The 14,724-nt window shown below is 49.9% G+C and carries 15 protein-coding genes; 9 read left to right on the forward strand and 6 right to left on the reverse strand.

Annotated elements, in window-relative coordinates; translation table 11 throughout:
- Positions 1–151: 151 nt before the first annotated feature.
- From glyA to rnhB, 6 genes are all read left to right on the forward strand, one after another.
- A complete protein-coding gene (glyA, locus tag NWAT_RS05275; RefSeq protein WP_013220109.1) occupies positions 152–1,405 on the forward strand; it encodes a serine hydroxymethyltransferase in 1,254 nt (417 codons plus the stop codon).
- A 16-nt stretch (positions 1,406–1,421) separates the two neighbouring features.
- The gene (gene nrdR, locus NWAT_RS05280; protein WP_013220110.1) at positions 1,422–1,946 is read left to right on the forward strand and encodes a transcriptional regulator NrdR; all 525 of its coding nucleotides are present in this window, start codon (positions 1,422–1,424) and stop codon (positions 1,944–1,946) included.
- A gap of 144 nt (positions 1,947–2,090) precedes the next feature.
- On the forward strand, positions 2,091–3,206 hold the full coding sequence (gene ribD, locus NWAT_RS05285; protein ID WP_013220111.1) for a bifunctional diaminohydroxyphosphoribosylaminopyrimidine deaminase/5-amino-6-(5-phosphoribosylamino)uracil reductase RibD: 1,116 nt from the start codon (positions 2,091–2,093) through the stop codon (positions 3,204–3,206).
- A 58-nt stretch (positions 3,207–3,264) separates the two neighbouring features.
- Positions 3,265–3,921 (forward strand): riboflavin synthase, encoded by a 657-nt coding sequence (locus NWAT_RS05290; RefSeq protein ID WP_013220112.1) that lies wholly within the window; start codon positions 3,265–3,267, stop codon positions 3,919–3,921.
- 6 nt (positions 3,922–3,927) lie between these two features.
- A complete protein-coding gene (gene ribBA / locus NWAT_RS05295; RefSeq protein ID WP_013220113.1) occupies positions 3,928–5,034 on the forward strand; it encodes a bifunctional 3,4-dihydroxy-2-butanone-4-phosphate synthase/GTP cyclohydrolase II in 1,107 nt (368 codons plus the stop codon).
- On the forward strand, positions 5,024–5,632 hold the full coding sequence (rnhB, locus tag NWAT_RS05300) for a ribonuclease HII (RefSeq protein WP_041350900.1): 609 nt from the start codon (positions 5,024–5,026) through the stop codon (positions 5,630–5,632). Before ribBA ends, rnhB begins: the two co-directional genes overlap by 11 nt.
- Before the next feature lie 34 nt (positions 5,633–5,666).
- Here rnhB and NWAT_RS05305 read toward each other — a convergent pair whose 3' ends face one another.
- Both NWAT_RS05305 and NWAT_RS05310 read right to left on the reverse strand, forming a co-directional pair.
- The gene (locus NWAT_RS05305) at positions 5,667–8,120 is read right to left on the reverse strand and encodes an EAL domain-containing protein (RefSeq protein ID WP_013220115.1); all 2,454 of its coding nucleotides are present in this window, start codon (positions 8,118–8,120) and stop codon (positions 5,667–5,669) included.
- 92 nt (positions 8,121–8,212) lie between these two features.
- Entirely contained in the window at positions 8,213–8,773 is a 561-nt protein-coding gene (locus tag NWAT_RS05310; RefSeq protein WP_013220116.1) for a Uma2 family endonuclease, read from the reverse strand.
- A gap of 309 nt (positions 8,774–9,082) precedes the next feature.
- Between NWAT_RS05310 and NWAT_RS05315 the strand changes: the two genes are divergently transcribed.
- Entirely contained in the window at positions 9,083–10,711 is a 1,629-nt protein-coding gene (locus NWAT_RS05315; protein ID WP_013220117.1) for a peptide chain release factor 3, read from the forward strand.
- A 29-nt stretch (positions 10,712–10,740) separates the two neighbouring features.
- Here NWAT_RS05315 and NWAT_RS05320 read toward each other — a convergent pair whose 3' ends face one another.
- On the reverse strand, positions 10,741–11,286 hold the full coding sequence (locus tag NWAT_RS05320; RefSeq protein WP_013220118.1) for an RNA pyrophosphohydrolase: 546 nt from the start codon (positions 11,284–11,286) through the stop codon (positions 10,741–10,743).
- A 393-nt stretch (positions 11,287–11,679) separates the two neighbouring features.
- On the opposite strand from NWAT_RS05320, the gene NWAT_RS05325 reads away from it, so the two are divergent.
- Positions 11,680–12,408 carry a histidinol-phosphatase gene (locus NWAT_RS05325; protein WP_041350901.1) on the forward strand — a complete coding sequence of 243 codons (729 nt, stop codon included), beginning with the start codon at positions 11,680–11,682 and terminating at the stop codon, positions 12,406–12,408.
- Here the strand turns inward: NWAT_RS05325 and NWAT_RS05330 are convergent.
- The 3 genes from NWAT_RS05330 to NWAT_RS15600 form a co-directional block, all read right to left on the reverse strand.
- The gene (locus NWAT_RS05330; protein WP_013220120.1) at positions 12,348–13,364 is read right to left on the reverse strand and encodes an XrtA/PEP-CTERM system-associated ATPase; all 1,017 of its coding nucleotides are present in this window, start codon (positions 13,362–13,364) and stop codon (positions 12,348–12,350) included. The genes NWAT_RS05325 and NWAT_RS05330 overlap by 61 nt on opposite strands.
- Before the next feature lie 340 nt (positions 13,365–13,704).
- Positions 13,705–14,031, reverse strand: coding sequence for a hypothetical protein (locus NWAT_RS05335; RefSeq protein ID WP_083781424.1), 327 nt, complete (start codon positions 14,029–14,031; stop codon positions 13,705–13,707).
- Between the two features lie 5 nt (positions 14,032–14,036).
- Positions 14,037–14,231 carry a hypothetical protein gene (locus NWAT_RS15600; RefSeq protein WP_157679810.1) on the reverse strand — a complete coding sequence of 65 codons (195 nt, stop codon included), beginning with the start codon at positions 14,229–14,231 and terminating at the stop codon, positions 14,037–14,039.
- 130 nt (positions 14,232–14,361) lie between these two features.
- On the opposite strand from NWAT_RS15600, the gene NWAT_RS05340 reads away from it, so the two are divergent.
- Positions 14,362–14,724, forward strand: a complete 363-nt coding sequence (locus NWAT_RS05340) for a hypothetical protein (RefSeq protein WP_041350503.1) — start codon at positions 14,362–14,364, stop codon at positions 14,722–14,724.

A 14,724-nucleotide genomic window follows, 5' to 3' on the forward strand; every position in this document is an offset into this window, starting at 1 on the left:
ATAGGAATTAGAACCGACGAAAAAAATGACCTTAATTTCATGCTCCCAGATCCCGCCGCGCTGTACTTGGTTCAAACGATTTGGTTTGTAGGTTTATGTATTATTGTATAATCAATGGTTTTATCTAAAAACTGCAGCACTAGGACAGTCCATGTATAGCAAAGAGATGCATATTGCCGGTTATGATGAGGAACTTGAGACCGCTCTTAGCAATGAAGCACGGCGGCAAGAGGAACATATCGAATTAATTGCTTCGGAGAATTATGTCAGTCCTCGGGTGTTAGAAGCTCAAGGGTCCGTGCTGACTAACAAGTATGCCGAAGGCTATCCTGGCAAGCGTTATTATGGGGGCTGCGAGTATGTGGATGTCGCGGAGCGGTTAGCTATCGAACGGGCTAAAATATTGTTCGAGGCTGATTATGCCAATGTCCAACCCCATTCCGGATCTCAGGCAAATGCCGCTGCCTGTCTGGCTTTGCTAGCGCCGGGTGATACCCTCATGGGATTGAGCCTTGCCCATGGCGGACATCTCACCCACGGCGCCAAGGTCAATTTCTCAGGCCAAATATTTAACGCGGTTCAGTTTGGGGTAAATGCAGATACGGGACTTATCGATTACGATGAGGTAGAGCAGCTAGCAAAGGCGCATCGTCCCAAGCTGATTATCGCCGGCTTTACCGCTTATTCCCGTATAGTTGACTGGCAGCGTTTCCGAGAAATTGCCGATGGAGTAGGCGCCTATTTGCTAGCGGATATCGCCCATTTGGCTGGAATGATCGCCGCGGGGATTTATCCTAACCCCGTGCAAATCGCCGATGTCACGACTAGCACGACTCATAAAACATTACGGGGTCCACGTTCAGGGCTGATTTTGGCTAAAGCCAACCCCGAAATTGAGAAAAAACTCAATTCCAAGGTCTTTCCGGGTATTCAAGGAGGGCCTTTAATGCATATTGTCGCGGCCAAGGCGGTGGCCTTTAAAGAAGCCATGGAACCGGCGTTTAAGGATTATCAACGGCAAGTGATTCGCAACGCCCAGGCGATGGCGGAGGCTATTCAGTCTCGGGGCTATAAAATTGTTTCCGGTGGAACTGATAGCCATTTGTTTTTAGTAGATCTCGTCGCCAAGGGATTGACCGGCAAGGCTGCGGATGCCGCGTTGGGCCGAGCAAATATCACCGTAAATAAAAACACGGTGCCTAACGATCCCCAATCTCCGTTTGTAACCAGCGGTATTCGCATTGGTAGCCCTGCCATGACCACGCGCGGTTTTAAGGAAGCGGAGATTCGCGAATTGGCGGGATGGGTTTGTGATGTGCTGGACGATATTGAAAATGAGACCATCATTGCGGACACCAAGGAGAAAGTATTGGCTCTCTGTGCCCGCTTCCCGGTTTATGGCTAGAGGCTAAAAAAGGCGGATGCATTGTCCATTCTGCGGGGCAGAAGACACCAAAGTCACCGACTCCCGTCTAGCAAATGAGGGGGAGGCTATCCGCCGCCGCCGGGCATGCCAAGGCTGTGGCGAGCGTTTTACCACTTATGAAGCTGCAGAACTGGTTTTGCCCCGATTAATCAAACGCAACGGTACGCGGGAACCCTTTCAGGAAGAAAAGCTTCGGGCCGGTATCCTGCGGGCGGTGGAAAAACGTCCCATCAGCACGGAGGCGGTGGAGACCGCCATTCGTCGGATTGTCCATCGCTTGCGGGCGAGCGGCGAGCGGGAATTCGACTCCCAAGTGCTTGGAGAGTGGGTCATGGATGAGTTGCGCCACCTGGATGAGGTGGCTTATGTCCGTTTTGCTTCCGTTTACCGCCGTTTTCAAGACGTTCAAGCCTTTCGGGAAGAAATTGAACGCTTAGAACAGGCGCTTTCGCTGGAAGAAAGAGCCGCCCAACTCTCTTTATTGCTTGATGGAGAATCTTTAACTAATAAATCGAACTGAACAAGGCTATTTTCTTCGTTCCTTTTAGGATTGTTTCTTGTCCTAAAAATATGGTGATAGCTTGATTTTTGCTGTAGCCGTCCGTCAGCAGAGGCATTGCTGGCACAATATCCTCGTTAAAAAGTTTGTTTTTGATGCGGGCAGGTGAACGATAGAGCGTACATGGTTCGGGCTCTGAAGCTAGCCCAGCGCGGTTTATTTACGACTGATCCTAATCCCCGGGTAGGCTGCGTCCTAGTGCGTGGCGGCGAAATAGTGGGGGAGGGCTGGCATCAACAGGCCGGCGACTCCCATGCGGAAATCAACGCCTTGCGCCAAGCAGGTATTCGAGCCCAAGGATCTACTTGTTATGTGACCTTAGAGCCTTGTTGCCACCGAGGACGAACCCCCCCCTGCACCGAAGCTTTAATTGAAGCAGGCGTGGCGAGAGTTGTTGCGGCAATGGGAGACCCTCATCCAAAAGTCGCCAGCCAAGGACTGGCGCAACTTAGAGAGGCTGGTCTTCAAGTGGAGCATGGATTATTGCAGGAAGAGGCCGAGGCCCTTAACGTGGGTTTTGTCCAACGCTTGGTTCAAGGTCGTCCCTGGGTACGTTGTAAGCTAGCTATGAGTTTGGATGGGGCGACGGCGCTAGCTTCTGGAGAGAGTCGTTGGATTACCGCTTCCCCTGCCCGTCGCGATGTGCAGCGGTGGCGGGCCCGCAGTTCCGCGATCTTAACGGGAATTGGTACTGTCTTGGAAGACGATCCCTCCCTTAATGTCCGCTATGAGGAGTTGGGAGATGAAGCGCCGCTGGGGTTTAATCGTCAGCCGTTGCGAGTTATTCTGGACCGTCAATTGGCTATTTCGGTGCAGGCTCGGTTGCTTTCGTTGCCAGGGCCGGTAATGATTGTGTGCGCTGATGCAGCCTCATCTAAAGCGGAATCCTTGCGTTGTAGGGGAGTGGAAGTGATCAGCCTTCCGGTAACTCCCCAGGGGTTGGATTTGATGGCCTTAATGGCGGCTCTGGCTGCACGGGAAATTAACGAGCTTCATGTGGAATGCGGTGCGCGACTGGCGGGCTCGCTGCTCCAGGCCGGTTTAATGGACGAGCTTGTACTGTACATTGCTCCCAAATTGATGGGAGAGGCCGCGTTGGGGTTATTGCAATTGCCTGGCATTCAAACCATGAAGGATTGCATTGAGGTAGATATTAAAGAAATGCGGGCGGTAGGCCGGGATTGGCGATTAGTGGCTAAGATAGTGCCATCTAGCAGGTAAATGCGCTCTAGGTTAAAAGTTTGGCATTGAAATTCACCAGAAGCAGGTTAAAGTCATCATGTTTACCGGGATTATTCGGGCGGTTGGGAGGGTGGTAGCGTTACAATTCATGGGGAGTATGGCTGTTCTGCGTATCAATGGCGGTAAGCTGGATTTTGCCCAGGTTAGTATTGGCGATAGTATTGCTGTTAACGGGGTTTGTTTGACGGTGACTCGCCAGGAGAACAATATTTTTGATGCTGATGTTTCCCAGGAAACTTTGTCCCGCACGGTACTCGGGAGGTTGCAGCCTGGAGATCGGGTCAACCTGGAGCCAGCCCTCACGCTCAAGGATGGCCTTGGCGGGCATTTAACCAGTGGCCATTGCGATGGCGTGGGAACGGTGGCTGAGCGCAAACCAGTAGCTGGGAGTGTCGGTTTTTCTATCCATGCGCCGGCGCATTTGCTTAAGTACATCGCCGAGAAAGGGTCCATTTGCGTCGATGGCGTGAGTTTGACTGTTAACGAGGTGAAGGGGAACCTCTTCAAAGTGAATATTATCCCCCATACCTTGGAGGCTACTACCTTAAGCGAATACCGCTCGGGACGGGAGGTGAATGTAGAAGTGGATCTTTTAGCCCGTTATTTAGAGCGCCTGTTACTCGGTGATTCGGCGGTGACAACTCCACCAAATCTTGGTGAATCTCTCCTCACCCGACCTAATGTTAGCAAATAATCCATCATGCCCTTGAGCAAGACGGAAGCGATCGTTCAGGACCTCCGTGAAGGAAAAATGGTTATTCTCATGGACGATGAGGACCGGGAGAATGAGGGAGACTTGATGATGGTAGCCTCCCAGGTGAAGGCGCCAGATATCAATTTTATGGCCCGCTATGGACGAGGCTTGATTTGTCTGACTTTAACTGAGGCACGCTGTCGCCAATTACGGCTGCCCTTAATGGTGTCAGATAGTAACGCTAAATATAGTACCAATTTTACGGTATCCATTGAGGCCGCAACGGGGGTGACTACTGGGATTTCCGCAGCGGATCGGGCCCGCACCGTGCAAGCGGCGGTTGCTCCAGAGGCGCACCCCGAGGATTTGGAGCAGCCGGGCCATATTTTCCCCCTCATGGCTCGACCAGGGGGAGTCCTTACCCGGGCAGGGCATACAGAGGCAGGCTGCGATTTGGCGCGGCTGGCTGGTTTTGAGCCGGCGGCAGTCATTGTGGAGATTCTCAATGAAGATGGGAGTATGGCCCGCCGCCCGGATCTGGAAGCTTTTGCCGAGCGCCATGGTTTGAAACTGGGTACCATCGCCGATCTGATTCGCTACCGCTTAAAACATGAACGCTCCGTCGCACGGGTAGCCGAGTGCGCTCTGCCCACGGAACAAGGGCTATTCCGCCTCCTAGCCTATCAGGATCTGGTGGACCAGCAACTCCATCTGGCCCTAGTCAAGGGCGAGCTTTGTCCTGAAGAGCCTGCTTTGGTGCGTGTTCACATGGCTGATACCCTTTGCGACATTCTCCAGGTGCGGCGCGGTGATTGTGGCTGGCCCTTGCATGATGCCATGACTCGCATCGCTAGGGCGGGCACCGGCGTGGTTGTGATTCTGCGCCGACCGGAATCTTCTAGTGAGCTGGTGCAACGAATTCGAGACTATGAACTGGAGGATAAAGGGGGACATTTGCCTCGACAAGAGCCTCCCAATGACTTACGGACTTATGGAGTTGGAGCCCAGATCTTGACCGATTTGGGCGTACAAAAAATGCGGGTGATGAGCGCTCCCCGGCGAATGCATGGACTGGCGGGTTTTGGCCTGGAAGTGGTGGATTATATTACTTGATGGCGAGGTATTGAATACATCGGTTCCGGGGCAAAAAATTGCTGGGGTGGATGAGGTAGGTCGTGGTCCCTTAGCTGGCCCAGTTATCGCCGGGGCGGTGATTCTTGACCCAGAACGTCCAATTAGTGGAGTGAAGGACTCCAAACAGTTGACGGCACCAGCGCGGGAGCGTTTGGCTGCGCTCATCCAGGTCCAAGCGATCGCTTGGGCCTTAGGCCGGGCTGAAGCTGTGGAGATTGATCAGCTTAATATCTTTCAGGCTAGCTTGTTGGCGATGGAGCGGGCTATCGCGGCACTTTCAGTGGTTCCCGACTTGGTTTTAGTAGATGGCAGGCATTGTCCCCTCACCGTGTGTCCTGTGCGCGCTATTGTCAAGGGGGACCAGCGGGTTATGGCTATCGGAGCTGCTTCCATTGTGGCCAAGGTAGCCCGGGATGCCGAAATGATCGCTTTTGAGGAAAGCTATCCAGGGTATGGTTTTGGAACCCATAAAGGCTATCCGACCCGGGCTCATCTGGCCGCTTTGAAAGCGCTGGGCCCCTGCTCTATTCATCGGCGTTCCTTTCGGCCGGTGAGACGTTTCTTGGAAGCGGAATAACGCTGTGGCCTACCAAAATCTTCTTAAGGCTCTTCTATCTCGTTACCTTTTGCAGGGATCCCATTTCTGTGAGAGGCTGGGGCGGGCTAATCCAATACCCTTGGGCATAATTGATACCCATTTCTTGCAGCTTCTTTAATACCTCTTCCTTTTCTACCCGTTCGGCTATCGTCTGCTTTTCCATAATATGCCCTATCTCATTAATTGAGCGAACTATAGTTAAATCGATCGGATCGTCTAGGATGTCTTTTACAAAAAGACCATCGATCTTCAAGAAATCCACTGGTAAATTTTTGAGATAAGCGAAGGAAGATAGGCCACTGCCAAAGTTATCCAATGAAAACTTGCAGCCATGAGCTTTTAACGCTTTGATAAAGCGAATGGCACAGGAGAGATTAGCAGTTGCTGCTGTTTCGGTGGTTTCAAAGCATATCTGGGCAGATGGTATGTGGGTTTTCTCAAGCTGCTCGATAATAAAGGTTAGAAAGGCTTTGTTTCTGAGTGAGTGCCCGGACAGATTAATGAAACAGGTGCGCAGGGGTTCAGGATTCTGGGCTAACCAGGTAAAGGTATTAGCGATCATCCAGCGGTCAATTTTAACTGCGAGATTATAACGTTCCGCTGTCGGTAAGAAGGCGCCAGGTAAAACTACTCCTCCCGCGCCATCCTCCAGCCGCAGAAATACCTCATAGCACTTCTCCTCTTTTTCGGTTGCAAGGGGTAGGATGGGTTGGAAATATACTTGGAAGTAATTTTCCTTAAGAGCACGGTGTATTCGGGTCATCCACTGTACTTCTCCCCGGTGAGAAGCTAATTCCTTATCCGTTTCGCGGTACACATGAATACAGTTACGACCCTTGTTTTTAGCTGCATAACAGGCGGTATCCGCAGCTTTTAGCACCGCCGCGATTCCCATGCTAGCCTTGGTGATGGGAACTAACCCAATGCTTACACCGATGCGGAAACTCTTGCCCTCCCAGGTAAATTGAAAGTCTTCGATAGCCTTGTGTATGGCGGTAGCTACCCGCTGGGCCTGTTGTAGAGAACAATGCTCCAGCAATACCCCAAACTCATCTCCACCTAGGCGAGCTAAGGTATCTCGTTTCCTGATTTGCCCCTCTAAGACCTCCGAGACTTGCCGCAGCAGTTCGTCTCCCGCTGTATGTCCGCAGGTATCATTGATGATCTTGAAGCGGTCGAGATCAAAGTAGCATAGAGCATACTCCGTTGATTCGGCTTTTAATGTCGCCAGCACCCGCTCCAAGCGATGTTCGAACTCCCACCGATTTATCAGGCCGGTTAAGGCATCATGAGTCGCTTGATGGGTTATCTGCTGTTCTCTGCGGCGTGTTTTAGTAATATCACTGAATACTAAAACCATACCTAGTATCTCTCCCTTGCGGCTGCTGATTGGAGCAGCCGAATCCTGAATAGCATATTCTTGACCGTTTCGGCTGATCACTATCTTATGAGTCGTTACTCGGGTGGTAGGGGTTTTCTCTAACTGCTGGGTAACAGGATCGGCAATGGGCTCGCGGGTCTGTTCGTCGATGATCTGAAACACAGTTGCTAGCGGTAAGCCTCTTGCTTCATTGTACGACCAGCCGGTTAGTTTTTCCGCGACTGGGTTTAAGTATTCGACGATACCTCCGGCGTCCGTTGTAATAACCCCGTCTCCGATAGAATGGAGGGTAGTTTGAAGACGTTCCTTTTCTGCGAACAAAGCCTGCTCGGCACGCTGGCGTCTGATAATATCTCTTTCTAGATTAGCATTGCTTTGGGCAAGTTCGGCGGTTCGCTTGAGCACCTTTTTTTCTAGCTGCTCGTTGAGTCTTTCCACCTTCTTTTTTTCCGTATCCAGGTGATCTACCAAACGGATGTTTTCAAATTGAAGGGTTAAGCTTTGTACGAGGCTCTTGTGCATCCGCACCGCGCTAAGAGAGATAAATCCTAGGAACATCAACTGGGCTCCGCCTACGGTAGCTTCTATGCCCCCGTGCGTCATCAGATACACGGCGCTGGGGATCATGGCAGGGAGCGAAAAGGCAAAGAAGGCCCCTTTGATGATAGAGAGGGCAGCTACTGAGCCTGCCGATAATCCACAGACCCAAAGGGTTGCAAATCCCGCATGAACAAAGGATTCATCGGGGACAAGGAAAATAATTGTCGAGCCCCAGGTTGCGCCGGAGATTCCCGTCCCTGCGATAAACCACATCAGCCATTTGCTCGCTTGCCTGTAGCGGTCTGGCGAGCGTGCATAGCGATGAGCCAAAATAACCCGAAGTATGGTGGTAAGCATGAAAAAGATGGCCCAACCGGCTAGGAGCTCCCGCGGCGCCGCAGCCCAGAATACTGCGATCAAGAGGGATGCTGCCGCTACGGTGGCGGCTAGACCAACGTGCAATTGGTCATAAAGCACTTCGACTTGCTTGGCTCGGAACTGGGCCGCTTCAGGATGTGGCCTGTCCCCGGCATGCTTCGGTATCATTGCGGATAAATATTTAGTACTGGAAGGGCGTGATCGGTGAAAGCACGTGGGGCGAGTGAGTGGCGGCAATTTTTTCCGCTAGTTATCGGTAATTAGCCAACCCCTTCATAAGCTATCGCTAAAGGCATCTTCAGATCCAGCAAGCGCAGCGCAGCGATTTCATCACCCTCATAGATATCGACTTCCCAAGCGCCGGCTCCTGCCTGCCGCCGGTAGACCTCAACCTGGAGCTTGTTTTGTGCTACCAGCACGTATTCTTTAAGGCTTTCTAAGTGCTGATAGGCTATCCGCTTCTCGCGCCGGTCAATATTTTCCGTGGCGGGCGACAACACTTCTACAATGAGGGAGGGCGCCTCGAGGAAAAGAGCCTTGTCGTCCCGCGGCTCGCAGGTAACAACGATATCTGGATAATAGAAAGATTCGGTTTTTGCCACCCGAACCTTCATGTCGGCCATAAAAGCCTGGCAGGGACTACCGCGGAGGTGGATGTGAAAAAGCGAGGCAATGTTAAGTGCAATAGTATTGTGGGCGCGGCTAGCGCCGACCATGGCAAACAGTTGGCCGGCGATATATTCATGACGCGCCTCGCTCGCCTGCTCACCACTGAGGTAATCTTGAACGCTGAGGGTGGATAGCAGGGCATGAGAGGCCATGAATAAAATTCCAAACTGTAAAAATAATTCTATTATAAAGAATTTTCCTTAACCAGGCGATATTTTGAGCATTTTCCGCTGGCCGAATAATCTTCTTCGCTCCCTAGAACGATTTTTCTTTAGGTTCTCGCACTGGTTTTCTTTCCTTAAATTCCTTGGCTGGGTCACCAGTGGTCAGAATTATTGTCTATCTGACCAAAATCAGAGAAAATGTACCTTATCCTTTTAACCCTTCGCAATTATGCTGAGTACCCCTTTAATAGAGGGTATCCGAACTCTATAACCGCGTACCTTAAAAATTTTTCAAGTATGTCGTCCACTGAATTTATCCGAGAAATAGAGAAAAGAAGGACTTTCGCCATCATTTCCCATCCGGATGCGGGAAAAACGACTCTCACGGAGAAATTACTGCTTTTTGGCGGGGCGATCCAGTTGGCAGGTACGGTAAAATCCCGTAAGGCGTCGCGCCATGCCACTTCGGACTGGATGGAATTGGAAAAGCAGCGGGGAATTTCGGTTACTTCTTCAGTGATGCAGTTCCCCTATAAAAATCGCATTATCAATCTGTTGGATACGCCTGGTCATGCCGATTTTTCCGAGGACACCTACCGGACCCTGACTGCCGTGGATTCGGCTTTGATGGTCATTGATAGCGCCAAGGGCGTTGAGGAGCGAACCATCAAATTGATGGAAGTTTGCCGTCTACGCAATACGCCCATCCTGACTTTTATCAATAAATTGGATCGAGAAGGTCAAGAACCCATCGAACTCCTAGATGAAATCGAACAGGTGCTACGGATTCGCTGTGCGCCCGTGACTTGGCCCATTGGGATGGGAAAACGTTTTAAAGGAATTTTTCATCTAAGCGATAACTGTATCCATTTATTCAGCCCTACCCATGGCGGTAAAATCAAAACTGGGGAACAGATTCAAGGAGTGGATAACCCGCGCCTACGTGAACTGCTGGGAAATCAGGTGGAAGAGCTGCAAGAAGAGATCGCTCTGGTGCAAGGTGCCAGTCATTCCTTTGATAAGGAAGCTTTTCTGGCCGGAGAGCAGACGCCCGTGTTTTTCGGATCGGCCATGAATAATTTTGGCGTGGAAGAGCTGCTGGATGCTTATGTGGAGTACGCGCCTTCCCCCCAGGCCCGTGAGACGGCGACTCGCAGGGTAGTCCCCAAGGAGCCAAAATTTAGCGGCTTTGTGTTTAAGATCCAGGCCAATATGGACCCCCAGCATCGGGATCGGATCGCCTTTTTGCGTGTATGTTCTGGCAGCTACCGGAAGGGGATGAAGTTGCGGCACGTCCGCCTGGGGCGAGAGGTGCAAATTGCCAATGTTCTCACCTTCATGGCTGGGGAACGGGAGCAAGCTGAAACTGCTTGGCCTGGTGATATTATTGGTTTCCATAATCATGGTACTATCCAAATTGGCGATACTTTCACCCAAGGTGAGGAGCTGCAATTTACTGGAATTCCCCATTTTGCGCCGGAACTTTTTCGCCGGGTCCGCCTTAAAGATCCCCTCCGTATGAAAGCCCTGCTTAAAGGATTGCAGCAGTTAAGTGAGGAAGGGGCCACCCAGCTCTTTCGTCCTTTGCTGGGTAACGACTTGATTCTGGGAGCGATAGGGGTACTCCAGTTCGATGTGGTCGCCCATCGCCTAAAGCATGAATATAGCGTGGATTGCGGTTATGAGAGCGTGCAGGTGGTCACCGCCCGTTGGGTGAGCTGCAACGACTCTCGGCGGCTGGAGGAATTTCGCACCAAAGCGGCCGCTCATTTAGCTTTGGATGGAGCGGGCAATCTTACTTATTTAGCGCCCACTCGGGTTAACCTGGATCTCACTACAGAACGTTGGCCTGAAGTGGCTTTCCATGCTATTAGAGAGCATGCTTTGGGAGTAGAAGACGGAAATCCATTAGCGGCGAACTTATAAGTATACACTTCTTGTGTTTAAAATCTCTTCTAAATACGGGATTTGGTTTTTTGACGACGGCGTTTCCGGTAGCTAGAACGGGCTGGCGGAAGTGATGGGTGATCTGGAAAGATCAGGGGCGCCAATTCATTCAAAGCTCGCTGATAGACTTTACGCTTGAAATAAACAATTTCACGTAGCGGATACCAATAGTTAACCCAGCACCAATAGTCAAATTCTGGTTTATCCGTCAGATTTAACTGAACGTCTTGTTCTTCTCCAATGAAGCGAAATAAATACCAGATTTGCTTTTGGCCAATACACAGGGGTTTATTACCGTAACGGACATAACGGTTGGGTAGGCGATACCGCAGCCAACTGCGGGTGCAGCCAATGATCTTGACATGCTCTGCGCCTAGCCCCACTTCTTCTTCTAATTCCCGGTAGGCAGCTTCTTCAGTAGTCTCGCTCTCTTTGACTCCTCCTTGAGGGAATTGCCATGCTTTTTCTCTTGCTCGCCGCGCCCATAATACCCTGTCATCCTGATTACAAAGGATAAGCCCTACGTTCGCTCTGAAGCCGTCTCGATCAATCACGGCCTGCTCACACTCTTAGTAGTCAATGAAATAATCCTATAAAGATACCCAAAATTAGCCCCTTAGCGCAAATTTGCAGGGACGCAAGTTCTCCTCATGTTTCCTAAAAGTAGGTGCAAAACGGTATAAGGGTGCCGGTTACGGAAGGGCCAGTTATGTTATTGCTTCCTAGTGCAATTCGCGCTATGGTTTTCTCGTTTGCGGAGTCTGAGGCTAGGCGGATGCTTCTTGACGCTGCTGAGCTTTGGGGAGCCTGCCAGATCCGAGGGAAAAATGCTTGCTTCAACAGCGTTGGGTTATTTTAAAGGGGGAGTTTAGCAAAAACCAAGCCGTTTTCTTGGACGGTGCCGGTAGAATTTCAATATCAGGTTAGATACCGAGAGATAAATAATGATGGGGCTGGCTATCTTTGATTTGGACAATACCCTGTTAGGGGGGGATTCTGATTATTTATGGGGGCAATTCCTGGTGGAACAGGGAATCGTAAATAGTGATGACTATCAGCAAACTAATCAGGCTTTTTATCGGCAATACCAGGATGGGACGTTAAATATCTATGAATTCCTAGCATTCCAGCTAGCACCACTTAGACAGTATTCCCCCCAGCAATTGGATCTCTGGCGTTCGCAATACCTGGAAGAAAAAATCCGTCCTATTATTTTATCTCAGGCTCAGGAACTGCTTGCTTTGCATCGATCCCAAGGTCATACACTACTAATTATTACGGCGACCAACCGCTTTATTACCGGTCCTATCGCTAAAATGCTTGGAGTTAATGACCTGATTGCTACCGAACCCGAAATGCGAGATGGTTGCTATACAGGGCAAGTAAAGGGCATTCCTTCTTATGGGGAAGGTAAAGTGACGCGCTTAAAAACGTGGCTCAAAGAACGGGCATTAACGCTAAAGACAAGTTGGTTTTATAGTGATTCCCATAATGATATACCGCTTCTGGAGCAGGTAACTTATCCAGTTGCCGTAGATCCTGATAACCTGTTGAATACCTATGCCGACACCAAAGGCTGGGCTATTATTAGCCTGCGGAAAAAGCAGGCTGACATTTACTCTTTGCTGCCTGTGGAGATTCGGCGTAGTTTCAAAGAAGGAGGTGGATCGGGTTGATCCTCACCGGCGAATCTATCTATTATTTTCTTTAATGCAGCTACGGTTTCTTCTAGCTGAATAAGGCGATTCTCCATATTAGGGCTGCCTTTCTCTACTGGAATTTTTGTTTCTCCCTGTATTTCAGTTTTCCCCCCAGCGTGGCTGCTTTCCTCGGCTATCTCATTGGCAACCGTATTGACCGCCTGCTCGTCAATAGTATGGCTTTCTTCTACGTAAGAGTACAATAATAAGCGATCGCAGAGGGAATTAATTCGGCGGGGCAGCCCCCCGGTGTGCTCATGGATCGCGTTATAAGCTTCGCCAGCAATCGTGGGATCAGCTTTCCATCCGACCAGCTTGAGGCGATGCTCAATGTATCCCTGGGTTTCATCCCTGTCTAGGGTATTGAGATGATAAGCTGCAATAATTCGCTGCCGTAGTTGCTCCATATTTTCTAAAGCCAAGGTTCGCCGAAATTCTTCTTGCCCCAGAAGAAAACATTGCAGCAATGCCCTCTCTCCCACTTGAAAATTGGAGAGCATGCGTAGTTCTTCAATAGATTCAGGAGGCAAATTCTGGGCTTCATCTACTAGCAATAGAACTTGCTTTCCCTCTTGGGCCCGTTCTAGCAGAAAGCATTCGATGGTCTTCAATAAGGCTGCTTTAGTGACGCCTTCATGGGGAAGGCCATAGGAAGCGGCGACAATACGGAGCGTATCATTGGCTTCTAGCTGGGTGGTAACTACCTGGGCCGCCACGGTGTTATTATCCGTAAGCTCGGAGACCAAGGTCCGCGCCAACATTGTTTTACCTGTACCGATAGGGCCTGTGATGACGATAAAGCCCTCCCCTTGCATAAGGCCATAGCGCAAATAAGACAGGGCCCGCTTGTGAATCGTGCTGCCATAAAAAAAACGAGGATCGGAGCTAAGTTGGAAGGGCTTTCCTGTTAGGGCATAAAATTTTTGATACATTACAGTATGTTTCAGCTGGTTTTCTTAATGAATGAGTCAATCTTTTTTAGTACATAATGCTCTTAAATGATAGAGCGGTAGGTTACTCTGCCAGGGGACTGGGCAATAGCTTTTTGGTTCATAAGTCATTCAATGGCGGTCCGCTGCAGTTTTGGAATATCTTACTTATTTTTTATAATTCCAGCTTGATAGCCTATTAGGATTTTGTGAACGAATCATCCTTCAATACTAGCAAATAGATCGCTTCGCCTAAAGACTAAACTGATAGAGTTCAATTAAATTAATTTATTGTTTTATATCGGCCAACTCCCTTACTAGCTTAAATAACTCAAGCCGCAGCCTACAAAAGAAGCTGCCAAGGGCTGTAAGTGATTGAACGAGGGTCGCTATTCAGCGAGGATTTTCCTAGGGCGTATCGACAAAGCCAGATAATGGCTGGCGGCAAAATAGACGCACCCAGGAAAGCAATTACCCGTTTATCGTATCTGCTTGCAATGGCATGGTACTGCTTGAGTTTTATAAAGAAGTTTTCAATCAAGCCGCAGTCTTTATAGAGAGTTTTATCATGGGCGGGTTGTTGTTCTTCTCTGTTGGATAGGGGTGGAATGAGAGCTGTTTTTTCGGCAGCCGCTAGAGGAAAAAGAATGTGTTCATCAGCATCCATCATATTCTTTAATCTGCAAGCACAGTATTCACAGCAAGTGCAGGTAATAAAATATCCGAACTATCAAGGTCACAGGCTTGTCCAGGCGTCAGGTGAAAGCCGGTTAGATTGCCCAATGCATTCTGTTCTTTTATCTTTCCCTTTGCTCCAGGGGTATGCTGATAATCAATCATGGCGTATTGATTATCAGCAGCTTCTGCCAAGATATTCAAAAATCCTTTGTTTAGTACGGTACAAAGCGCGGATATAGTTAACACTTTCAGTGAGTTATACAGTAAGAGAGCGATAAGGTTATGATGAACGGTTTACCGCCAAGTAAAGGTTCATCTCCTCATGATGGCTGCTCACTTACTGAAGCTTGAACGTAAGCGTTGTCTGCCCTGTCATCAAGCCCGTATTGACTGTTTAGCCCAATTGATAGTGGCGATGGTTCAAGTACGGGTGGTGAATTTAACCCAACTGGTGTTGGGTTTGGATGCGGTAGTGCAGCGGGAATGGGTTTATCAGCGGGTGAAGCGTTTTTTTCGTCACCATGTTTTTGAAACTGAGCTGGTGGCGGTGCTGGTGAGGAGTTGGCTAGATGTGGGCGAGCGGTGGGTGCTGTGCCTGGATCGGACCCTCTGGCAGTTGGGAGGCAGGCTGATTAACGTACTGGTCCTCTCGGTAGCCTATGAGGGGGGGTATCTGTGCTGCTGA

The sequence above is a fragment of the Nitrosococcus watsonii C-113 genome, from assembly GCF_000143085.1.
GTDB lineage: Bacteria > Pseudomonadota > Gammaproteobacteria > Nitrosococcales > Nitrosococcaceae > Nitrosococcus > Nitrosococcus watsonii.

Bases quoted from the DNA above. Each gene is read 5' to 3' on its own strand.
- glyA (WP_013220109.1), top strand. From the start codon at position 152: ATGTATAGCAAAGAGATGCATATTGCCGGTTATGATGAGGAACTTGAG.
- nrdR (WP_013220110.1), top strand. From the start codon at position 1,422: ATGCATTGTCCATTCTGCGGGGCAGAAGACACCAAAGTCACCGACTCC.
- NWAT_RS05290 (WP_013220112.1), top strand. From the start codon at position 3,265: ATGTTTACCGGGATTATTCGGGCGGTTGGGAGGGTGGTAGCGTTACAA.
- ribBA (WP_013220113.1), top strand. From the start codon at position 3,928: ATGCCCTTGAGCAAGACGGAAGCGATCGTTCAGGACCTCCGTGAAGGA.
- NWAT_RS05305 (WP_013220115.1), bottom strand. From the start codon at position 8,120: ATGATACCGAAGCATGCCGGGGACAGGCCACATCCTGAAGCGGCCCAG.
- NWAT_RS05310 (WP_013220116.1), bottom strand. From the start codon at position 8,773: ATGGCCTCTCATGCCCTGCTATCCACCCTCAGCGTTCAAGATTACCTC.
- NWAT_RS05315 (WP_013220117.1), top strand. From the start codon at position 9,083: ATGTCGTCCACTGAATTTATCCGAGAAATAGAGAAAAGAAGGACTTTC.
- NWAT_RS05325 (WP_041350901.1), top strand. From the start codon at position 11,680: ATGGGGCTGGCTATCTTTGATTTGGACAATACCCTGTTAGGGGGGGAT.
- NWAT_RS05330 (WP_013220120.1), bottom strand. From the start codon at position 13,364: ATGTATCAAAAATTTTATGCCCTAACAGGAAAGCCCTTCCAACTTAGC.
- NWAT_RS05335 (WP_083781424.1), bottom strand. From the start codon at position 14,031: ATGATGGATGCTGATGAACACATTCTTTTTCCTCTAGCGGCTGCCGAA.
- NWAT_RS05340 (WP_041350503.1), top strand. From the start codon at position 14,362: ATGATGGCTGCTCACTTACTGAAGCTTGAACGTAAGCGTTGTCTGCCC.